Source organism: Saccharopolyspora hordei, assembly GCF_013410345.1.
Taxonomy (GTDB): domain Bacteria; phylum Actinomycetota; class Actinomycetes; order Mycobacteriales; family Pseudonocardiaceae; genus Saccharopolyspora; species Saccharopolyspora hordei.
Map to the genome: position 1 here is coordinate 2,879,169 of NZ_JACCFJ010000001.1, position 21,103 is coordinate 2,900,271.

At 69.6% G+C, this 21,103-nt stretch carries 21 protein-coding genes; 20 read left to right on the forward strand and 1 reads right to left on the reverse strand.

Translation table 11 applies throughout. The features are described 5' to 3' along the window. Nucleotides 1-3 precede the first annotated feature (3 nt). The 6 genes from HNR68_RS13395 (at nt 4) to HNR68_RS13420 (ending at nt 6,592) form a co-directional block, all read left to right on the forward strand. Nucleotides 4-1,119 carry a zinc-binding dehydrogenase gene (locus tag HNR68_RS13395; protein WP_343050124.1) on the forward strand — a complete coding sequence of 372 codons (1,116 nt, stop codon included), beginning with the start codon at nt 4-6 and terminating at the stop codon, nt 1,117-1,119. Continuing rightward, complete coding sequence (locus tag HNR68_RS13400) at nt 1,116-2,249, forward strand: glycoside hydrolase family 88 protein (protein ID WP_246330444.1); 1,134 nt, start codon at nt 1,116-1,118, stop codon at nt 2,247-2,249. The genes HNR68_RS13395 and HNR68_RS13400 overlap by 4 nt, the downstream gene beginning before the upstream one ends. A gap of 47 nt (nt 2,250-2,296) precedes the next feature. After that, nucleotides 2,297-3,454: a GAF domain-containing sensor histidine kinase gene (locus HNR68_RS13405; RefSeq protein WP_179720947.1), complete on the forward strand. Its 1,158-nt coding sequence runs from the start codon at nt 2,297-2,299 to the stop codon at nt 3,452-3,454. Continuing rightward, nucleotides 3,447-4,082: a response regulator transcription factor gene (locus HNR68_RS13410; protein ID WP_218888295.1), complete on the forward strand. Its 636-nt coding sequence runs from the start codon at nt 3,447-3,449 to the stop codon at nt 4,080-4,082. Before HNR68_RS13405 ends, HNR68_RS13410 begins: the two co-directional genes overlap by 8 nt. Before the next feature lie 143 nt (nt 4,083-4,225). Further along, on the forward strand, nt 4,226-5,134 hold the full coding sequence (locus tag HNR68_RS13415) for an AMP-binding protein (protein ID WP_343050464.1): 909 nt from the start codon (nt 4,226-4,228) through the stop codon (nt 5,132-5,134). A gap of 135 nt (nt 5,135-5,269) precedes the next feature. Continuing rightward, a complete protein-coding gene (locus HNR68_RS13420; RefSeq protein WP_179720951.1) occupies nt 5,270-6,592 on the forward strand; it encodes an MFS transporter in 1,323 nt (440 codons plus the stop codon). Between the two features lie 184 nt (nt 6,593-6,776). Here HNR68_RS13420 and HNR68_RS13425 read toward each other — a convergent pair whose 3' ends face one another. Further along, on the reverse strand, nt 6,777-7,526 hold the full coding sequence (locus tag HNR68_RS13425) for an IclR family transcriptional regulator domain-containing protein (protein ID WP_343050125.1): 750 nt from the start codon (nt 7,524-7,526) through the stop codon (nt 6,777-6,779). Nucleotides 7,527-7,650: 124 nt separating this feature from the next. Here HNR68_RS13425 and HNR68_RS13430 point away from each other — a divergent pair, with 124 nt between their 5' ends. The 14 genes from HNR68_RS13430 to HNR68_RS13495 all read left to right on the forward strand — a co-directional run bounded on the left by HNR68_RS13430 (nt 7,651) and on the right by HNR68_RS13495 (nt 21,094). Next, a complete protein-coding gene (locus tag HNR68_RS13430) occupies nt 7,651-8,922 on the forward strand; it encodes an aromatic ring-hydroxylating dioxygenase subunit alpha (protein WP_179720953.1) in 1,272 nt (423 codons plus the stop codon). Continuing rightward, nucleotides 8,922-9,386: an aromatic-ring-hydroxylating dioxygenase subunit beta gene (locus HNR68_RS13435; protein ID WP_179720955.1), complete on the forward strand. Its 465-nt coding sequence runs from the start codon at nt 8,922-8,924 to the stop codon at nt 9,384-9,386. The genes HNR68_RS13430 and HNR68_RS13435 overlap by 1 nt, the downstream gene beginning before the upstream one ends. Further along, nucleotides 9,383-10,354, forward strand: a complete 972-nt coding sequence (locus HNR68_RS13440) for a 4-hydroxythreonine-4-phosphate dehydrogenase PdxA (protein WP_179720957.1) — start codon at nt 9,383-9,385, stop codon at nt 10,352-10,354. Before HNR68_RS13435 ends, HNR68_RS13440 begins: the two co-directional genes overlap by 4 nt. Further along, nucleotides 10,351-11,367, forward strand: a complete 1,017-nt coding sequence (locus HNR68_RS13445; protein WP_179720959.1) for a 2Fe-2S iron-sulfur cluster-binding protein — start codon at nt 10,351-10,353, stop codon at nt 11,365-11,367. Before HNR68_RS13440 ends, HNR68_RS13445 begins: the two co-directional genes overlap by 4 nt. Before the next feature lie 99 nt (nt 11,368-11,466). After that, the gene (locus tag HNR68_RS13450; protein WP_343050126.1) at nt 11,467-12,819 is read left to right on the forward strand and encodes an MFS transporter; all 1,353 of its coding nucleotides are present in this window, start codon (nt 11,467-11,469) and stop codon (nt 12,817-12,819) included. 429 nt (nt 12,820-13,248) lie between these two features. Next, nucleotides 13,249-14,640 carry a Rieske 2Fe-2S domain-containing protein gene (locus tag HNR68_RS13455; protein WP_343050128.1) on the forward strand — a complete coding sequence of 464 codons (1,392 nt, stop codon included), beginning with the start codon at nt 13,249-13,251 and terminating at the stop codon, nt 14,638-14,640. After that, on the forward strand, nt 14,637-15,284 hold the full coding sequence (locus HNR68_RS13460) for a 3-phenylpropionate/cinnamic acid dioxygenase subunit beta (RefSeq protein WP_179720961.1): 648 nt from the start codon (nt 14,637-14,639) through the stop codon (nt 15,282-15,284). Before HNR68_RS13455 ends, HNR68_RS13460 begins: the two co-directional genes overlap by 4 nt. Then, nucleotides 15,281-15,601, forward strand: a complete 321-nt coding sequence (locus HNR68_RS13465; protein ID WP_179720963.1) for a hypothetical protein — start codon at nt 15,281-15,283, stop codon at nt 15,599-15,601. Before HNR68_RS13460 ends, HNR68_RS13465 begins: the two co-directional genes overlap by 4 nt. Then, entirely contained in the window at nt 15,598-16,383 is a 786-nt protein-coding gene (gene hcaB / locus HNR68_RS13470) for a 3-(cis-5,6-dihydroxycyclohexa-1,3-dien-1-yl)propanoate dehydrogenase (RefSeq protein ID WP_179720965.1), read from the forward strand. Before HNR68_RS13465 ends, hcaB begins: the two co-directional genes overlap by 4 nt. 21 nt (nt 16,384-16,404) lie before the next feature. Continuing rightward, nucleotides 16,405-16,602, forward strand: coding sequence for a ferredoxin (locus HNR68_RS13475; RefSeq protein ID WP_179720967.1), 198 nt, complete (start codon nt 16,405-16,407; stop codon nt 16,600-16,602). Continuing rightward, nucleotides 16,602-17,846 (forward strand): NAD(P)/FAD-dependent oxidoreductase, encoded by a 1,245-nt coding sequence (locus tag HNR68_RS13480; protein WP_179720969.1) that lies wholly within the window; start codon nt 16,602-16,604, stop codon nt 17,844-17,846. Before HNR68_RS13475 ends, HNR68_RS13480 begins: the two co-directional genes overlap by 1 nt. Beyond that, entirely contained in the window at nt 17,843-18,592 is a 750-nt protein-coding gene (phtC, locus tag HNR68_RS13485; protein ID WP_179720971.1) for a 3,4-dihydroxyphthalate decarboxylase, read from the forward strand. Before HNR68_RS13480 ends, phtC begins: the two co-directional genes overlap by 4 nt. 291 nt (nt 18,593-18,883) lie before the next feature. Next, a complete protein-coding gene (locus tag HNR68_RS13490) occupies nt 18,884-20,206 on the forward strand; it encodes an SLC13 family permease (protein WP_179720973.1) in 1,323 nt (440 codons plus the stop codon). A gap of 93 nt (nt 20,207-20,299) precedes the next feature. Then, entirely contained in the window at nt 20,300-21,094 is a 795-nt protein-coding gene (locus HNR68_RS13495; protein WP_179720975.1) for an IclR family transcriptional regulator, read from the forward strand. The last annotated feature ends 9 nt before the right edge of the window (nt 21,095-21,103 follow it).

The following is a 21,103-nucleotide window of genomic DNA, read 5'->3' on the forward strand; positions in this document are numbered from 1 at the left end:
CGAGTGAGCGAGCGGAACGCGGCGGTGCTCAGGGAGTTCGGCACCGACTTGGAGATCACGTCCTTCCCGGAGGTGGAACCGAAAGCGGGTGCGGTCGTCGTCGACGTCACCCACGCCGGGATCTGCGGCACGGACATGCACCTGCAGCGCGGCAAGCTGCCGATCCCGCTGCCGGTGGTCCTCGGGCACGAGGCCGTCGGCCGGGTGCGGTGGCTCGGGGAGGGGGTGCGCACCGACGCCACCGGGGCGCCGCTGCACGAGGGTGACCTGGTCTCCTGGGCCTCGAACATCCCGTGCGGCACCTGCTCCTACTGCACGGACGAGGACGAGCCTTCGCTCTGCGAGACGCGCAAGGTCTACGGCATCAACCAGAGCTGCGCCCAGTGGCCGCACCTGTCCGGTGGGTGGTCCGAGCAGATCTACCTGCAGCCCGGCTCGACCATCGTGAAGCTGCCCGAAGGCGTCACCCCGGAACAGGTCATCGCGCTCGGCTGCGCCGGTCCGACGGCGGTGCACGCGGTGCTGGACATCGGCAAGCCCCAGGAGGGCGACGTCGTGGTCGTCCAGGGCAGTGGCCCGGTCGGCCTCGCCGCCGCGATGTACGCGACGATGGCGGGCGCGGCGAAGGTGATCGTCGTCGGCGGACCCGCCAACCGGCTCGAGACGGCACGCCGGCTCGGCGTCGGCGACGTGCACGTCGACATCTTCACCTCGACCGACGTGGCGAGCCGGGTGGCGGAGGTGCTCGCCGAGACACCGGACGGCCGCGGTGCGGACGTCGTGATCGAGGCGACCGGTGTCCCGTCCGCGGTGGCCGAGGGCATCGACCTGACCCGCAAGGGCGGGAAGTACCTCGTCGTCGGGCAGTACACCGATCACGGCCCGACCCCGCTCAACCCGCACCTGATCACCCGCAAGCAGCTCCAGGTGTTGGGCAGCTGGGCGTTCTCGCCGGCGAACCACCTCCATCACGTGCGGTCCGTGCCTCGGCTGGCGGCGCGTTTCGATCTGTCCCAACTGGTCACCCGGTACGACCTGAGCGCGGTGAACCAGGCCCTGGCCGACATGCGCTCGGGCGCGACGCTCAAGCCGGTGCTGGTGAGCGGGGAGGTGTCATGACCGAGATGGATGCACAGACCGTGCGGCGCTTCGACGACGCCGTGGCCCGGATGCTGTCCCGGGCCGAGATCACCGAGCGGGCGGCGACCCGGGGCTTCCCGCACTTCGCCGACCAGAACACGGGGGAGTGGACCCTCTCGCCGGACGGCCACTGGACGGGCGGGTTCTGGGGCGGTCTGCTCGCGCTCGCCGCGGCCACCACGGGCGAGGCACGTCACGCGGAGCTGGCCGGTGACGTCGCCCGTCGGCTCACGGTGCGGGCGAGCTCGAAGACGGCCTTCCGCGGGTTCCTGTTCTTCTACGGCGCCGGGGTGGCGCACCTGATCGGCCAGAGCGCACCGGCACGCGAATCCGCGCTCGCCGGGGCCCGGGGGCTTGCGGCGAGCTTCAACCACGACGCTGGGGTGATCCCGCTGGGTGATGAGGCCGAGGAGGCCGACGCAGTGGGCGAGGGCGCGGCGAACATCGACGCGGTGCCGGGCACGGTGCCGTTGCTCGCCTGGGCCGCGGGCGAACTGGACCAGCCGGAGCTGGCCGAGATCGCCCGGCGCCACGCGGAGCGGCACATCGAGTACTGCGTGCGCGCGGACGGGTCGGTCTGCCAGTCGGCGGCCTTCGACCAGAGCACCGGTGCGCTCGTCCGGCGGTACACGCACAAGGGGCTCGCCGACGACAGCACCTGGGCCCGTGCCCAGGCCTGGGCCATGCTCGGCTTCGCCCAGGCCACCCACTGGGTGTCGCGAGACTTCTTGGACACCGCGCTCACGGTGGCGGACTGGTGGTTGGAGCACCTGCCCGCCGACCACGTCGCGCCGTGGGACTTCGACGCCGGGGCCCCACGGGACACCTCGGCGACCGCGATCGCCGCCGCTGCGCTGCTGAAGCTGTCCGTGCTGGCGCCGGACCGCACGCACTACCGCGAGCGGGCGCTGGCGATGGTGGACGCTCTCGTCACGCGTTTCCTCACGCCGGTGGGAGAGGACGACACCCGACCTGCCGGGATCCTCACCAGTGGCTGCTTCGACCACCGGCGCGGGCTGGCCATCGACAACGAGCTGGTGTGGGGTGACTACTTCCTCGTGGAATGTCTGCTGGTGCTGCGGGGAGTGATCAGAGCTACGGCGCTGTAGGTGACACCCGGGCTAGTATCCGGGGATCTCGACGAGGAGAGACTGCCATGGCGGGTGCTTCGGACGCTGATGCGGACACCGTGCTCGACCAGCTCGCGCTGCGGCACTCCGAGCTGCTGGTGCTGCTGGACGAATCGATCGCGATGAACGTGGTCGCCCGCCGCGTCCGTGAGCTCGGCGCGTTCGACATGTCACTGGTCGGCCGCGTGGAAGCGGGGAACCGGATGGTGCACCGGAGCTGGCAGGGCACGACGAGCACGGCACTGCACCGGCTCGTCGTGCCCGAGGGCCTCGGGCTGGGCGGCAAGAGCATCGCGCAGCGCAAGCCGGTGTGGGTGCGGGACTACCGGTCGTCGGACGCGATCACGCACGAGTTCGACGACCTGGTCGCCCAGGAGGGGCTGCGGGCCATGCTGGCCGTCCCGATGATCTACGACGGGGAAGTGCTCGGCGCCGTGTACGTGGGCATCCGCAGCCAGACGTCGTTCGGGGACCTGGTGATCGCGCAGCTCGAGGACGCTGCGGCGGCCGCTTCGACCTCCCTCATCGCCTCGCACCGGGCCAAGATGCACACAGACCTCGCGCTGGGCGCCGATCGCCGGCGGATGGCGGCCAAGCTGCACGACTCGGTCAGTCCGGTGCTCTTCCGGATCGGTGCGGAACTGCGCAGCCTGCGTTCGATGCACGACCTCGACCGGATCCGCGGCCGCATCGACGAGGTCGAGCGCCAGGTCGAGTCGGTGACCGCGATGCTGCGCAGCTCGCTGGCGCAGCTCAACGAACAGCCCCCGGAGCGTGAGCTCGCGGTGGTGGTCCAGGAGGACTGCGAGGCGTTCGAGGAGCGGACCGGGATCCCAGCCAGGTTCGTCGCGCTCGCCGAGATCCCGGAACTGGCGCCCGGCCGCGTCGACGCGCTCGCCAGCGTGGTGCGGGAGGCGCTGGTCAACGTGGAGAAGCACGCACACGCGTCGACCGTGGTGGTGAGCGTGGTCGTCACGGACGGACAGCTGACCGTGGCGGTCGCCGACGACGGGCACGGCTGGGCCGACAGCGACGCGGTCGGGGCCGGTCACCTCGGCCTGCCGCTGTCCGTGCGCCGGATGGAACGGGTGGGTGGCGGCGTGTCGATCATCGGCAACGAGGACGGCGGCACCACGGTGCGCGCCTGGGTGCCCTGTGCGGTCGAAGGTGCTGACGATGGATGAACAGACCGAGATCCGGGTGCTCGTGGTCGACGACCACCCGGTGATCCACGGGGGCGTCGAACTGCTCGCGGCCGAGGACCCGTTGATCAGCGTGGTCGGCAGCGCGCGCCTCGGGCACGAGGCGATCGAGCTGGCGCAACACGTGCCGGCCGACGTGATCCTGCTCGACCTCCGGCTGCCGGACGTGCCGGCCCCAGAGCTGGTCGCCCGGCTGCGCCGGGTGGCACCGGGGGTGAAGATCCTGCTCTTCACCGCCTTCGCCGACCACGGCGCGATCGACGTGCTGATCGACGCCGGCGCGGACGGCTGCCTGGTCAAGGACGTCACCGGTGGTGACTTCTCCACCGCGGTCCGGCGGGTGGCGCGAGGGGTGCGGGTGGTCGATCCTCGGTTGACCGGTTGGCACGCCTCGGCGACGCCGGAACTGCTGTTCCGGGTCGGCCTCACCAAGCGGGAGTACGAGGTGCTGCGGTTCGCCGCGATGGGGCACAGCAACCCGGAGATCGCCGACCAGGTCGCCCTCGCGCGGAACACCGTGAAGACCTACCTGCAGACGGCGATGCAGAAGCTGAACGCGCGGAACCGGGTCGAGGCCATCGCCAAGGCGCACGAGCTCCGGTTGCTCTGAACAGATCGCTGAGTCCGACACCGTGGGGACTTCCCGCGGTGGCCGTGCTGCCCGGAGGAAGGAGGTGTGTGCCGTTGACTGCTCGTCCGTGCTCGCCAGAGGCGCTCGGGCCGGACTGGCCGAGTGGGTTGGCGGACGCGTGGGTGGGGTTCGGGGCGCGTCCGGCGATGGTCTGGGTGCGCCGCGACGGGCGGCCTCGAGTGCTGACCTTCGCTCACCTCGCCGACCGGGTCAGGCGGTTCGCCAACCTGCTCGCGAACCTCGGGGTCGCTGCGGGCGAGTCGGTCGTCGTGCAGCTGCCGAACGTACCCGAGTGGTGGGAGGTGGCGGCCGGAGCGATGCGGGCGGGCGTCTCCGTCGCGCCGGTGCCCCACGACGCGGGGGCAGCCGGGTTGACGGACCGAGCGGCGGCCACCACCGCCGGCATCGTCGTGGTGGACGCGGCGCACGTCGAGGACGGCCTGGCCACTCGACGGGCCTGCCCCTCGGTGCGGCACGTGCTCTGCGTCGGTGGCCTGCCCCGCGCCGACGCGGTGAACTACCACGCGGTGATGCACCTGGAGGAGCCCGATGACGCACCGGTGGTACCGAGGGACCCGGTCCTGATCACCGGCACTGGGCAGGAGGTCTCCGCGCACGGACGCACCGACCTGCTGCGGGTGTGGGCCGAGCTCGGCCCCGCCCGGTGTGCCAGCCGGCCGGGCGACCTGCACTGGAACGGCACTCCGCGGGAGACCGTCACCGGCTTCTCGCTCGGTCTGGTCCAGCCGTGGTCGGCCGGGGCGGCGATCCTGGTCGACGAGACCGGGTGTGACACCCGCGCGCTGCTGGAGCGGTTCCCGGTGACCACGGTGTCCGCGCCCGGCTCGTGGTACGCGGAACTCGCCGGACCTGGGTCGGGAAACCTGCGGCGCTCGGCTCTGCGCTGGGCGCTCGCCACCGGCAGCCGGCCGGACGAGGACGTGGTCCGGGCCTGGTTCCGCGAGACCGGTCTCCGGATCCACCCCGTTGCGGTGCGCGCCGAGCCGTCGGCGGCGCCGTCCTCCCGGTAGCTCGTCCGGACACATCGGGAAACCCGAGAGGTCCCGCGAGGAGAACGGCACTCTCCAGGTGGAGGTGTCGCGATGTGAGCACCGTGAAGACGATTCCTCTCGTGCTACGACGACGTCTGAGACCGAGGAGTGCTGATGTCCCTGATCTCGCGCAGCGGAAGAGCAGGATTCGCGAGCGCCGTCGGTACCACCGTGGAGTGGTATGACTTCTTCATCTACGGCACCGCCGCCGGCCTCGTCTTCAACGAACTGTTCTTCCCCCAGTACGACCCGCTGCTCGGCACGCTGCTGTCCTTCGTGACGTTCTCCGCGGCGTTCGTCGCACGGCCGATCGGCGGGGTGCTGTTCGGGCACTTCGGGGACAAGGTCGGTCGCAAGTCGATGCTGGTGCTCACCCTGAGCATCATGGGGACGACCACGTTCGCGGTCGGCGTGCTCCCCAGCTACCAGACCATCGGAGTCGCCGCGCCGATCCTCCTGGTCACCCTGCGGTTCGTCCAGGGGCTCTCGCTCGGCGGTGAGTACGGAGGTGCGGTGCTGATGGCCGTGGAGCACGCACCGTCCCGCCGCCGCGGGTACTACGGCAGCTGGGTGCAGATGGGTGTGCCGGCGGGCCTGATGCTCGGCAACGCGGTGTTCCTCGCCTTCGGGGCCATGTCGCAGGAGACCTTCCTGGCCTGGGGCTGGCGGATCCCCTTCCTGATCGGTGGCGTGTTCGTGCTCTTCGGACTCGTCGTGCGGCTGAAGCTGGGTGAGAGCCCGAACTTCGCGCGGTTGAAGCAGGACCAGGACGTGGTCGCGTTGCCGATCGCGGTGCTGCTGCGCAGACACCCGAAGCAGGTGCTGTTGACCGGAGGTGCGTACCTGTCGATCGGCGTGACGTTCTACCTCGCCACCGTCTTCGGCCTCAGCTACGGAGCCCAGCAGCTCGAGTACGGCCGCAACGCGATGTTGGTCCTGGTCTTCCTGGCGATGCTGCTGACCTTCATCACGCTGCCTCTGTTCGGCGCCCTGTCCGACCGGATCGGCCGCCGACCGGTCTTCATCGGCGGCACGGTGGCCATGGGTGCGCTGGCCTTCCCGTGGTTCTGGACGCTCGACACCGGTTCGTTCTTCATCGCCGCGATCGGGTACCTGGCGATCTGCACGGGGTTCTCCGCCGCGTTCGGCCCGCTCGCCGCGTTCTTCGCGGAGGCGTTCGAGACCGAGATCCGCTACTCGGGCATCTCTTCCGGGTACACGCTCGGCACGCTGGCCAGCAGCGCGCTCGCGCCGATCTTCGCCACCTGGCTGCTCGACCGCACCGGCGGGTATTCGGCCGTGGCCTGGTACATGATCGGCACTGCAGTGGTCTCGGTGGTGTGCGCGGTCGCGCTGCGGGAGACCTACGCCTCGGGCTTGCCGGACAGGGCCCCGGCAGAGGAGTCGAAGACCGAGGCGGCGCGGGTCGCCGACTGATCGGCGATCCGGCGCGGCGGGTGAGCGGTAACGCGTTCCGTGGAGTCGGCGGCCAGCGAGCTCGTGCAGGCTGACCGCCGACCGGACCTCACCGTCACCCACCGGCCGCGATGACCGACTCACGGAAGTGCCGCGCCAGAGGGCAGTACGAGGCTCGGGCCGGCACCGGTCCTGGGACAGCACCTCATAGTTGTCGGCCCAGGAGCGACGCGTGTTCCTCGAGGACCGGCTTGACCCCGTCGAGCAGTTCCTCGACCGCGACGCGAGAGGCCGACGCGCTCACTGACATCGCCGCGGCGATCCGACCCGTGGAATCGACCACCGGGACGGCGATGGACCGCAGCCCGAGTTCGAGCTCCTCGTCGGTGAGGGCGTAGCCGTCCGTCCGGACACTGTGGACACGTTTCGCGATCTCGTCCTTGTCGGTGGGTGTCTTCGGGGTGCGCGCGATGAGCTCGACCGAGGCGAGGTAGTCGGCGAGCTCGGAGTCGGTGAGGCCTGCCAGGAGGACGTGCCCGGTGGCGGAGGCGTAGAGCGGGAGGCAGGCACCCACCCGCACCCCGGTGTTGACGATGCGCGTCACATCGCTGCGTGCGACGAAGAGCGCTTCGTGGTCTTGGAGGACGGCCAGCGAAGCGGATTCACCGACCGCCTCCCGCACGGCCGCGAGCAGTGGTTGCGCGAGCGACGGCAGTTGAGCGGTCCTCCCGTAGACGGCGCCGATGCGCAGGAGGCGCGGCGTCGGTGCGTAGTACTTGCCGTCGTAGGTGAGGTAGCCCAGATCCGTCAGGGTCGTGAGGCACCGGCGAGCGGTCGCGCGCGTCGTGCCCGTGGCTCGTGCGGCGTCGCTGATGGTGAGGCTCGGGCCGTCGGTCCCGAACGCTTCGAGCACTGCCAGGCCCTTGGCCAACCCCGCCATCCCTTCGGCCGTCACGAAAGCACCCCTTGACAGGTCGTGATGCGGTCCACTCTACTGCCATGTGTTCGGAAATATGACATGTGTTCGTTATACGAACACTACGGTGGGGATGTCAAGCATCCTGTGGCAGAGGAGATGCATGGTGAAGGGGAACGGGGTGGCGGCCGCGATGGCGGAGCGGAGTTGGCCCCGGTCACTGACCGAGGTGCCGTACTGGGTGTTCCAGGACGAGGACGTCTACGAGGCTGAGCAGGCCAACATCTTCCACGGCCCGTTCTGGAGCTACCTCTGCCTCGAGGCCGAGCTGGCAGAACCCGGCGACTTCTGCGCCACGTTCATCGGTGAGCAGCCGGTCCTGGTGACTCGTGACCACGACGGCGAGGTCTACGCCTTCGAGAACCGGTGCGCTCACCGGGGTGCGCTGATCGCGATGGAGCACTACGGGCACGCGCGGGAGTTCACCTGCGTCTACCACGCGTGGACCTACAACCTCCAGGGGGACCTGACCGGGGTCGCCTTCGAGAAGGGCATCAACGGCAAGGGCGGTATGCCGGAGAGCTTCTGCAAGGCCGCGCACAGCCCGCGCCGCCTGCGGTTGGCCAACGTGCACGGCCTGATCTTCGGCAGCCTCGACAACGACGTCCCCGACATCGAGGAATACCTCGGTCAAGAGGTCCTCGACCGGATCGAGCGGGTCCTCGGCGGCCGCAAGCCCGTCGTGCTGGGACGCTTCACCCAGACGCTGCCCAACAACTGGAAGCTCTACGTGGAGAACGTCAAGGACTCCTACCACGCGAGCATCCTGCACCTGTTCTTCACGACCTTCGGGCTCAACCGGCTCTCCCAGAAGGGCGGCATCATCGTCTCCGAGTCCGGTGCCCACCACGTGAGCTGGTCGGCGATCGATCGCGAGGCCGAGGCCGACAGGTACTACAAGGAGCAGAACATCCGCTCCGAAAGCGAGTACCAGCTCGAAGACCCGTCCTTGGTGGACAGCTTCAGCGAGGTCGGTGACGACATCACGCTGCAGATCCTGTCGGTGGCGCCTGGTTTCGTCCTGCAGCAGATCCAGAACTCGATCGCAGTGCGCCAGATCCTGCCGACGGGGGTGGACCGCACCAACCTCAACTGGACCTACCTCGGTTTCGAGGACGACACCGAGGAGCAGCGCCTGATCCGGATGAAGCAGTCGAACCTGGTCGGGCCGGCCGGGTACGTGTCGATGGAAGACGGCGCCATCGGCGGCTTCGTCCAGCGCGGCATCGCCGGCGCGAGCACCGAGTTCGCCACCGTCCAGATGGGGGGCGACCAAGCCGTCTCCAGCGAGAGCCGGGTCACCGAGGCCTCGATCCGCAGCTTCTGGAAGGTCTACCGCGAAGCGATGGGCTTCAGCATCGAGGAGGCGGCGTGATGGACGCGCTGAACCTGATCAGCCGGGCGCAGGGCCACTACGTGCGGGCGATCGACGACGGCCCGATCGAGGACTGGCCGGAGTTCTTCACCGACAACGCCTTCTACAAGGTGACGACCGCCGACAACCACCGCCGCGGTCTGCCCGCGGGCATCATCTGGGCCAACAACAAGGCGATGCTCAAGGACCGGGTCTCGGCGCTCAAGGAAGCCAACATCTACGAGCCGCACGCGTACCGGCACCTGCTCGGTCAGCCCGCGATCTTGGAGGAGAGCGAGTCCGGTGCGACGAGCGAGACCTCGTTCGTGGTCCTGCGCGTCACCGGCAACGGCCCGACCGACGTCTTCGCCAGCGGGCGGTACCTGGACCGCTACGTCTTCGTGGACGGCAAGACGCTGATCGACGAGCGGATCGTGGTCTGCGACAGCTCCCGCACCGACACGCTGCTGGTGTTGCCGCTGTGAGCCGCCTGCTCCTCACCACCGGCGACCCGAACGGGATTGGACCGGAGATCGCTGTCAAGGCCGTCGCCGCGCTGGGCTCCCAGGCACCGGTGGTCGTCGGGGACCGGCACGTGCTGGAGGAGCCCGCGCGACGTGCCGGCCTCACGCTGCGCGCCGCCGAACCCGGCGCGGTGCCGACCGCCGGCGTCTGCGACGTCGTGGACGTGGGTGCCCTGGACCCCGCTGACCGAGAGGTCGGGCAGGTCACCGCGGCGGCCGGTGCGGCCACGATCGAGTACACCAAGACGGCCGTGCGGCTCGCCGCGGACGGCAGCTTCGCCGGTGTGGTCGCCTGCCCCCACTCCGAGACCGCCGTCACCAGGGCGGGCATCGCGTTCGGCGGTTATCCGCGGCTGATCGCGGAGCTCCTCGGCGTCCCCGCCGACCGGGTCTTCTTGATGCTGGTCGGTGGTGGTCTCCGCATCGCGCACGTGACGCTGCACGAACGGCTCGCCGATGCGGCGGAGCGGGTCTCCCCGAAGCTCGTCACGGAGGCAGGCCTGGCCCTGCACCGCGCTCTTGCTGCGATGGGGATCGACGAACCCCGCATCGGCGTGTTCGGGATCAACCCGCACGCCGGTGAGAACGGCCTCTTCGGACGGGACGACCAGGAGGTGGTGGTGCCGGCCGTCGCGGCGCTGCGCGAGCGCGGCCTCGACGTGGACGGACCCACCGGCGCCGACGTCCTGCTCGGCGGCGACCGCGACCACGACGCCTACCTCGCGATGTACCACGACCAGGGGCACATCCCGGTCAAGACGCTGGCTGGGCGGAGGGCGGCGGCGGTCACCATCGGCGCCGGCGCACCGTTCTCCAGCGTCGGTCATGGGCCGGCTTTCGACATCGCCGGCCGCGGGATCGCCGACCCCAGCGCGGTGCTGGCCGCGCTGCGCTTGCTCGCCCCGACCCGGAAGGGGGTCCTCACATGACGTTCACGATCAGCGTCCGGGGCTCGGAGATCGCGTTCGACTGCGAGCCCGAGCAGAACGTGCTGGACGCTGCGGAGACTGCGGGCTGGGCGATCCCGTACTCGTGCCGGAAGGGAGTGTGCGACACCTGCGTCGGCGGCCTGAGCACGGGTGTCCTGGACGTCCCGGGCCAGGGCCGTGTCTGCGGGCCTGCCGAGGTGCGCCTGTGCCGGGCCCGTCCGATGAGCGACGTGGAGATCGTGCCGCGTCGGGTCGAGCACCGCGCTCCGCCCGTCCGCAAGCAGCTGACCAGCGTCGTCCACCGCATCAGGCGGCCCAACGACCGCGTCACGATCCTCGACCTGCGCTATCCGATCGGACGGCGCACCCCGTTCCGCGCCGGTCAGTTCGTCAACATCGTCCTCCCCGACGGAGACACCCGGCCGTACTCGATGGCGAACCCGCCACAGCACAACGACGCTCTCCAACTGCACATCCGGACCGAGCCCGGCGGCCGGTTCTCCGACGGGATCCTGAGGGAACTCCAGTTCCACGACCCGGTCGAGATCGAAGCGCCGTTCGGCGACTTCGTCGTCGCTGATCCCGCAGACCCCGCCAGACCGGCGGGCGATCCGGTCATCCTGCTGGCCACCGGCACCGGTTTCGCGCCGATGCGGTCGATCGTCCTCGACCACATCGCCCGTCGGCTCGACCGCCCGGTCCACCTGTACTGGGGTGCGCGCACCATCGACGACCTCTACCTGATCGACACCGTCACCGCCTGGGCGAGGCGGTACCCGTGGTTCCGGTTCACCCCCGTGCTCTCCCGTCCGCACGCGGGCTGGGACGGCGCGACGGGGTGGGTGCAAGAGGCCGTCCTCGCGGACTACCCCGACCTGACCGAGCACCACATCTACGCATGCGGCAGCGAAGCCATGACCGTCTCGGCCGCCGACGTCCTGGCGCGGGAACGAGACGTGGCGCCCGACCGGTTCCACGCCGACGCCTTCGTCTCCGCCGCAGGCGCGCACTAGTCCCCTCCGCAGAGCTCGCCGGGCCAGTGGCACTCCCTGGCCCGGCGAGCCCAGCGCACCCAGAACCACGGGTCCAGGACCCGGAGTGGAGGTTCGGCCGTGTCTGACACCGAAACACCGTCGACGAGAGCACGCGGCGAGGGCCCGCTGCGCCTGCCCGGGTTCGTCGACGACCGGCGCCCCAACCGGTTCCAGCTCGACACAGTGCTGCTGTGCGGTCTGGTGATGTTCCTGGACGGGTTCGACACGCAGGCCATCAACTACATGGCACCGGCCATCACCGAGGACTGGGGCCTGTCCAAGGCGGACCTGGGGCCCATCTTCTCGGCCGCGCTGGCGGGCTTGATGATCGGCTACCTGGTGCTGTCCCCGCTCGCGGACAGGTACGGCCACAAGCGGCTCGTCGTGGGCGGGGCGACGCTGTTCGCCCTGACCACGTTCGCGTCGGCGTGGGCGCGGGACCCGGGACAACTGCTGCTGCTGCGCTTCATCACCGGCATGGGCCTCGGCGCGGCGACGCCGAGCACCATCGCGCTCACCGCCGAGTACAGCCCGAAACGCGTCCGGGCCAGCTTCGTCCTGGCGATCTACTGCGGCTTCTCACTCGGGTTCGTGGTGGCCAACTACGTGGCCGACGCCCTCATCCCGGTGCACGGGTGGAGGTCGGTGTTCCTGGTCGGAGGGGTGGCACCGCTGCTGCTCGTCGTGGTGTTGCTACGGGCCCTGCCCGAGTCCATGTCGTACTTGCTCCGCCGTGGTGACACCGGTCGGGCCTACGCCCTGTGCCGCAAGATCGACCCCACGTTGCCGACGGGTAGCGCCCCGGAGATCGAGACCGAGGACGCCGCGCAGGGGAAGCGGGTGACGTTGCGTGAGCTGGTCGTCGGCGGCAGGCTCGGGAGCACCGTTCTGCTGTGGACCGTGTTCGTGATCAACCTCGGGATGTTCTACGGACTGCAGAGCTGGATGCCCACCATCCTGAGCGAGCGGGGTCACTCCGCCGCCACGCTGGCGACGGCCTCGTCGATGACCACGATCGGCGGCATCGCCATCGCCTTCGTCATCGGCCCGGCGATGGACCGGTTGGGCACCTTCAGATCGCTGGGAACGCTGTACCTCGTCGGCTGCGCGTTCCTGGTGCTGATGAGCGTCGCGCTCGGTGCACCGGTGTGGCTGCTGATGACCGCGACCTTCCTCATCGGCTGCGTGGTCAGCGGTGGGCAGAAGAGCGTCATCGCGCTCGCCGCCGTGTTCTACCCCGCTGAGGTCCGCTCCACCGGGGTCGGCTGGGCGCTCGGCATCGGGCGGGCCGGGGGCATCGCGGGCCCGCTCATCGTCGGTGGTGTCCTCTCGGCCGGCTGGAGCGCGGAGACGCTGTTCCTCGCCCTCGTCATCCCGTCGGCGATCTGCGGCCTCATCGTCCTGCACCTCGGCCGGCGCGCCGCTTCGTGAACTCCCCGGTGCCCGTGGCGCTGATCACCGAGCCCTCGATGGCCGTCCCTCCGTGCGGGACGACCCACTAGGTCGGGAGACCCGCTGCCGCGCAGCGTTCCGAGGTTTCGTCCGCGGACCGGTCGGCTGAGGACCGTCCCGCGCGCCGGAGTCCCGTGCCCGTGCTCTCCACCGTTCAGCGGTCCGCGCGCATCGTGCGGTGGCAGCAGGTGGGGGTGCTCGCGGCCTGCTCAGCGCGGGCCCGCTGGCCCGCGCTGCTCGGAGGACGACCGCACCTTTCTCGAGGCGTTGCTGCGCTGCGCCCACGAGGAGGTGCTGCCCGATCACCTGCTCGATCCCGACGAGTCGGCGCTTGACAAGACCTCTGCACTCTGTCTTAGATTCTGCATAAAGGATAAGAATTCTGCTTAACAGAGAGTGAGTGTTCGCGTGTCGGTGGTGGACCAGGACGTGTTCCGGGATGTGCGCAGGGGGATGGTCCCGGCGCACATCTACAACGACGAGGAGATCTTCCGGCTGGAGCGCGAGCGCTTGTTCAGCCGGGCGTGGCTGTTCGTCGCGCACGAGTCGGAGATCCCGTGGCCGGGCGACTACGTGGTGCGCAGGGTGCTGGACGACTCGTTCATCATCGCGCGCGGCGAGGACGGCCAGGTGCGAGCGATGTTCAACATGTGTCTGCATAGAGGAATGCAGATCTGCCGGGCAGAGATGGGCAACGCGTCGCACTTCCGCTGCCCGTACCACGGGTGGTCGTACCGCAACGACGGCCGGATCGTCGGCTTGCCGTTCCACAAGGAAGCCTACGGCGGTGAAGCGGGGTTCCGGCGCAAGGGTCAGACGCTGCTACCCGCTCCCTCGCTCGACTCCTACAACGGGTTGATCTTCATCAGCATGGACCCGGACGCGCCACCGCTGCGGGAGTACCTCGGCGACTTCGCCTTCTACCTCGACTACTACACCAAGCAGTCCGCCTCGGGGATCGAACTGCGGGGCCCGCAGCGCTGGCGGATCAAGGCGAACTGGAAGATCGGTGCCGAGAACTTCGCCGGGGACATGTACCACACCCCGCAGACCCACACCTCGGTGGTGGAGATCGGGCTGTTCCGTGAGCCGAAGGCGGAGAAGCGCAAGGACGGCAACACGTACTGGGCGGGCAACGGCGGTGGCACCACCTACAAACTCCCACCTGGCCCGTTGGAGGAGCGGCTGCGCTACGTCGGGTACCCCGACGTGATGATCGAGAAGATGAAGCAGCAGTGGTCCGCGGACCAGCTGGACGTCATCGGTCGCGACGGGTTCATGATCTCGGCGGCATCGCTGTTCCCCAACATGAGCCTGGTGCACAACTGGCCCAAGGTCGAAGACACCGACGACGTCCTGCCGTTCATCTCGCTGCGCACCTGGCAACCGGTCGGCCCCGACGAGACCGAGGTGCTGTCGTGGTTCGCGGTCGACGCCGAGGCGCCCGAAGAGTTCAAGAAGCTGTCCTACAAGGCGTACCTCATGTGCTTCGGCAGCACCGGCATGTTCGAGCAGGACGACGTGGAGAACTGGGTCTCCCTGACCAACACGGCGGCGGGGACCATGGCACGCCGCCTGCTGCTCAACAGCCGGATGGGACTGCTCGAGGACGGCACCGAGGTCGTCGCTCCGCTGACCCGGGAAGAGTTCGCGGGGCCGGGGGAAGCGCACGTCGGCTACGGCGAGTACAACCAGCGCCACCTGCTCGCCCGGTGGGCCGACTACCTCGAGCGGCCTGTCGACGAGGTCGGGCACGTCGAGGTCTCTGGTGTCGGGGACGATGGGGAGGTCTGCGCATGAGCGTCGAGACGACCGCACCGAAGGCGGCGCACGAGGAGGCGGGGGCCAAGCCCACGGGCAACGGCGGACCCTACTCCGCTGCGTCGAGTCTCGGTGGACACGCTCCGACCACCCAGCGCATCGGCCGCAGCCTGCCGTTCTCCGACCCGCGGCACCTGGACGCACACCAGTGGCTGGTCGACGAGGCCTACGTGCTCGACGCGCAGAACTACGAGGAGTGGCTCGACCTGCTCACCGAGGACATCCACTACATCATGCCGGTGCGCGTCACCACCGCGCTGACGGCGGGCTTCGACTCCGCGCCCGGCATGGCCCACTTCGACGAGAACAAGTACTCGCTGCGCCGGAGGGTGGAGCGGTTCGCCACCGAGCACGCCTGGACCGAAGACCCGCCTTCCCGGCTGCGCCACTACGTCACCAACGTACGGACCTTCGCCACCGACAACCCGGACGAACTGGTGGTGGACTCTGCCGTGCTCCTCTACCGCAGTCGTGGGGACGTGCGCGCGGCCGCGGTGATCTCTGCCGGGCGCGAGGACGTGTTGCGCCGTGCGGAGAACGACTCGGGCTGGCAGCTCGCGCGTCGCACGATCCTCGTCGACGACTCCGTGCTGCGGACCCAGAACCTGGCGGTGTTCCTGTGAGGCCGGAGCTGCGCTGGGAAGGTGAAACCGAGCAAGCGGAGGCCGCCGCACGGGCGGCTGAGGAGCTGCGGGAGCTGCAGAGCCGGCGGACCGGTGAACCGATCGTGATCGGCAACGAGTTCTCCGAGATCCGGGTGTGTCGCGTGGAGACCCGCAACGGTTCCCGGCTGCTGGTCGAATCGCCCAAGTCCGGTCAGTGGGTCGCGCTGTGCCCGCTCGAGCTGGAGGCGCTGACCTGGCAGAACACCGACACGTTCGCCGCGATGATCGGCCACCCCTTCGGGCCGCTGATCGGAGCGGGAGGTGAGGGGCGGTGAGCGCCTGGTTGGACGGGCGGCGCGCGTTGGTCGTCGGAGCCGGTTCCGGGATCGGGCGAGCGGTGGTCGACGTGTTCCGCTCCGAGGGCGCATCCGTGGCGGTCCTCGAGCGGGACGCGGACAAGTGCGCGAAGCTGGCGGCCGAGATCCCCGAGCTGCCCGTCGTCAACGGAGACGCCACGATCGGCGAGGCCAACGAGCGGGCGGTCGCCACCGCGGTCGAGGCCTTCGGCGGGATCGACGTCCTGGTCAACTGCGTCGGCGTCTTCGACTTCTACCGCGGTGTCGGGGAGCTCGAGGCGGCGGAGATCGACGGTGCGTTCGACGAGATCTTCCGCACCAACGTCAAGAGCCACTTGCACTCGGTGAAAGCGGCCTTGCCCGAGCTGGAGAAGAGCCGCGGGGCGGTCATCCTCACGGAGTCGACCTCGGCGTACTACCCGGGTCGAGGTGGGGTGCTCTACGTGGCGACGAAGTTCGCCGTTCGCGGTCTGGTGACCGCGTTGGCGCACGAGCTCGCGCCGGCGGTCCGGGTCAACGGTGTGGCTCCTGGAGGAACGCTGAACACGGACCTGCGCGGGTTGGACTGTCTCGGCCTCGGCGACAAGCGGCTCAACGACGCGCCGGGGCGAGCGCAGGAGCTCGCCGCGCGCGTCCCGCTCGGAGTCGCGCTGTCAGGGGCCGACCACGCCTGGAGCTACGTGTTCCTCGCCTCGGAGCGTGCGCGCGGCATCACCGGCGGAGTGGTGCACCCGGACGGAGGCATCGGAGTCAAGGGATGAGCTCGCTCGGAGGAGTTGGACATGGCTGTCGTGAAAGCGGACCTCGGTGCCTGCCAGGGCTACGCGAACTGCATCATGGGCGCCGACGACGTGTTCGACATCGATGACGACGGTGTGGTCGTCGTGTTGCGGACCGAGGTCGAGGAGTCCGAGCGCGCGCGGGTGGAAGCCGCCGCGCGCAGCTGCCCGGTCAGTGCTCTCGCGGTCGAGGACCGGTGATGGCTCGCACGGTGATCGTGGGTGCCTCGGTCGGCGGGGTGCGCACGGCGCAGGCGTTGCGCGCAGAAGGCTACCGGGGCGAGATCGTCCTGGTGGGCGAGGAGGAGGTCGCGCCCTACGACAAGCCGCCCTTGTCCAAGGCGCTGCTCGCCGGCACCGCGACCGCGAAGTCGATCGGCATGCTCCCCGAGCGGGCCGCGATCGATGCCGGGATCCGGTGTCAACGGGGCCGTGCCGCTACCGCGGTGTCCTTGCGGGAGCGGCGAGTGCAGCTCGCCGACGGCACCGCGATCGAGTTCGACGACCTCGTGGTCGCGACCGGGGCTCGCGCCCGCACGTCGCCGTGGGGCAACCCGCCTGGGGTGCACGTGCTCCGAACCCTGGCCGACGCCGAAGAGCTCGGGGCCGCGTTGCGGCAGGGCGGCCCGCTCGTGGTGATCGGTGCGGGGTTCATCGGTGCTGAGGTCGCGTCCACGGCGGTGGGCCTGGGAGTCCGTGAGGTCACGATGGTCGACCCGGTCGAGGTGCCGCTGTCCCGGGTGCTCAGTCCGGGAGTGGCGAGCCAGGTCGCGGCGTTGCACGAACGACACGGGGTCACGACCCGTTTCGGAGTGGGCGTGACCGACGTCGTTCCCCGCTCGGGCGGTCTCGAGGTCCGACTCGCCGACGGGTCCACGCTCCAGGCCGCGACCGTCGTGGTCGGCATCGGTGCCGTGCCGAACGACGACTGGTTGGACGGCAGCGGCATCACCACCGACGACGGTGTCGTGTGTGACCAGTTCTCCCGCTCGGTCGACGATCCGCACGTGTGGGCCGTCGGTGACGTGGCCCGGTGGTGGCATGTGCGTCAGCAGCGGTCCGTTCGCGTCGAGCACTGGACGAACGCCGTCCAGCAGGCCGAATGCGTGGCGCACAACATCGTCCACCCCGCGGACCTGCGCAGCCACGCGCCGGTGGAGTACGTGTGGAGCGACCAGTACGACTGGAAGCTCCACGTGGTCGGGTGCACCGACGGCGACCAGCAGCACGTGCTCGTCGGCGGTGGTGCCCCGGAGCGGTCGTTCGCCGTGCTCTACGCCGCTGCCGACGGTTCGTTCACCGGAGCCGTGATCGTGAACTGGCCCAAGGCGCTCGTGACCTGTCGTCGGTCCCTGGCTCTGGGCAGGGTCCCGCTCGCCCAGGTGCGTGCCGACGTCGAGGCCCTGCAGCCGAAGTCCCACGGAGTGCGAGGAGCAGCTCGATGACAGCCTCCAGAGAACTCGATCCGCTGCGTGCGCGGATCGCAGAAGCGTGCAGGGTCCTCGCGGCCAGAGGTCTCGCAGACGGGATCCTCGGGCACATCAGCCTGCGGGTCGATGAGCGGCGACTGCTGGTGCGGTGCCGCGGACCCGAGGAACGCGGCCTCGGCTGGACCACTCCCGACGACATCAGGCTGGTCGATCTCGACGGTGCGGAAGGGGTCCCCGGGGAGCTCGACCGTCACGCGGTGCCCAATGAACTCCCGCTGCACACGGGAGTGCTGCGGAGCCGGCCGGACGTGTCGGCCGTGGTGCACGCGCACCCGCCGAACGTCGTGGCAGCGGACTTGGCAGGTCTGGCGATCCGGCCGATCGTCGGATCGTTCGACATCCCGGGGACCCGCCTCGCAGCGGGCGGCGTTCCCGTCTACCCGCGCGGAGTGCTGATCCGCAACCGGAGGTTGGCCCAAGAGATGGTCGGTGCCATGCGGGACCGGCCGGTGGTCGTCCTCCGCGGGCACGGGTTGACCAGCGCGGCCGCTTCGGTGGAAGAGGCGGTGCTGCAAGCCATCAGCGTCGACGGGCTGGCCGGGATGTCACTGCGCGTCGTCAGCGCAGGCGGCAGCCTCGTCGACCTGCCGCCCGAGGACATGCGGGAACTCCCCGACCTCGGAGCGGGTTTCAACACCGAAACCGCGTGGCGTCACGAGGTCACCAGGCTTCGCGGCGTCGTCGCACCAGAACAGGGGTGATCGAGCGGCCGATCGGCCGCGCACCCGTTTTTCGGGCCCCCGGGTTCGGTTGTGGCGCCACGCGTCCACAACCGAACCCGGGGCGCTCGTGTTGCCAGCGAAGCCCGGGGGCGCTTCCGACTGCGGGGTTCGACGGTGGACAGCAGTCTTCTGTGACGAGCGATTGACATCACGTTCTTTCTGGCAGAATCTACCTCTGTATGTCAGAGATAAGTGTTCCCACTCTCATCCGTGGCCGGGCCCGGCGAGCCGGAGGCCGCGTCCATCGGAGCACGCGGAGAGGAAAGACCTGTGCCCATCCACGTCATCGGAGCCGTGGCACTCGTGTTCGTGTTCGTCGTGGGCACGATCCGGCCCGTCAACATCGGCGCGCTCGCGTTGGTGGCGACCTTCCTGATCGGAACCCTGGTAGCGGGGGAGAGCGCGGAGGACGTGCTGGCCGGATTTCCCGCCGACGTCTTCGTGCTCCTCGTCGGAGTGACCTACCTCTTCGGCCTCGCAGCGGCGAACGGCACCATCGAGTGGATCATCGACCGCGCCATGCTCGTGTTCGGCGACCGCCCGGCGCTGGTGCCCTGGCTGCTGTTCGGCTTCTCCGCCGTCCCCACCCTGCTGGGCGCGCTGGGGCCGGCGGGGGTGGCGATGCTCGCACCGCTGTGCCTGCGGCTGGCGGAGAGGTACGGCCTCAGCCGGCGGATGTCGGCGTTGATGGTCATGCACGGCTCGTGCCTGGGCAACTTCTCGCCGCTCAACGGACTCGCCATCATCGTGCAGAAAGCGGCTCAGGCCAACGGGTTGTCGGTGTCCTCGGCAGCGCTCTTCTTCGGCAACGCCGCGTACAACCTGGGACTCGCTGTGGTCATCTACGCCTTCTTCGGCGGTCGACGGTTGCTGCGGGAGCGCAGAGTCCTTCGCGCGACTGCAGCGGTGGGTGCCGGAGGCGGGCCCGCGACCGGGGGCGCGTCCCCGGCGAGCGCTCCGGCCGACGGAGCGGCCGAGGAGCGGCCGGTGCGGGCGCTGCGCGCTGACCAGGCGGCGACGATCCTGGTCATGGTCGGCGTGGCTGTCGGGGCGCTGGCGTTCGAGATCGAGATCGGGTTCCTCGCGCTGACGTCCGCGGTCGTGCTCCACACGGTGTTCCCGAGCCGGTTCACCGGTGCGGACAAGAAGATCGTGTGGTCGGTCGTCCTGCTGATCTGCGGCATCACCTCCCTGGTCGAGGCGATGGAGCACTGGGGCACCGTCGAGGTCCTGGGCAACGGCATCGCCGGCCTGGGGGCACCGCTGCTGACGGCCTTCCTGCTGTGCTTGGTCGGGGCGGTGACCTCGGCCTTCGGCTCCAGCGTCGGACTGCTGGGGGTGCTGATCCCGCTCGCGGCACCCTTCTTCGCCGCCGGTGACGTCCGGGTCGCCCCGCTGATCGTCGCGCTGACGATCTGCGCGACGGTGGTGGACGCGATGCCCTTCTCGTCGGTCGGTGCGTTGACCCTGGCCACCGCACCCGAGGCGGAGCGGCCGAGCTTGTTCCGGTTCATGCTCGGCTGGGGCTTCGCGATGGCGGTGACCGCACCCGTGATCACCTGGTCGGTCCTGGTGCTGCCAGGGACCGCGTGACGGTCGCCCGCTCGCAGGGCCAGTGCTGATCGACCGCTGCTAGGCGGCCATCCGTACGCACGGTGGTCGGACGTCCGGCGTACGATTTCTGCCATGAAGAAAACAGCTCCTGCCGGGCCGCCGGCCAGTGGCCCACCACCGCAATACCCGATCGAATCAGTGGACAACGCGCTGAAGATCCTGCTGCTGTTCGGTGAACGCAGTGAGCTGCGGCTCACCGAGGTCGCCGACTACCTCGGCGTCGCGTCGTCGACCGGGCACCGGCTCCTCGCGATGTTGCAGTACCGAGGTTTCGTCCGCCAGGACAACAAGTCCAAGGTCTACCGCCCGGGCACCGCGTTGACGGGTGTCGCCTTCTCGATCCTCCAGCGCTTCGACGTCCGCGAGACGGTGCGGCCGTACCTCGAATCGCTCAACCGCGAGCTCGGTGAGACCGTCCACCTCGGCACCCTGGACGGGACGGTGGTGCGGTTCATCGACGCCATCGAGAGCCCTCGCGCCGTCCGGGTCGCGTCGAGGTTGGGCCAGTCGATGCCCGCCAACTGCACCTCGACGGGGAAGGCCCTGCTGGCGCAGCTGTCGCAGGAGGACCTGCTGCGGCTGTTCCCGGAGGAGGAGCTCGTCGGGTTGACCAACAACTCGATCCGTTCACGGGTGGAGCTCGAGCAGGAGATCCAGGCGGTGCGTCGACGCGGCTACGCCACGAGCAACGAGGAGAGCGAAGAGGGGGTTTCCTCGGTCGCGGTCGCAATACCCGCGGGCAGGTCGCCGCTCAGCTTGGCCATCAACGTCGCGGTGCCGGACAGCAGGATGAGCCGCAGCGATGTCCGACGGATCGGCGACCTGCTGGTCTCCACCGCCGATGAGATCGCTGAACTCCTGCACTGAGCCGGAGCG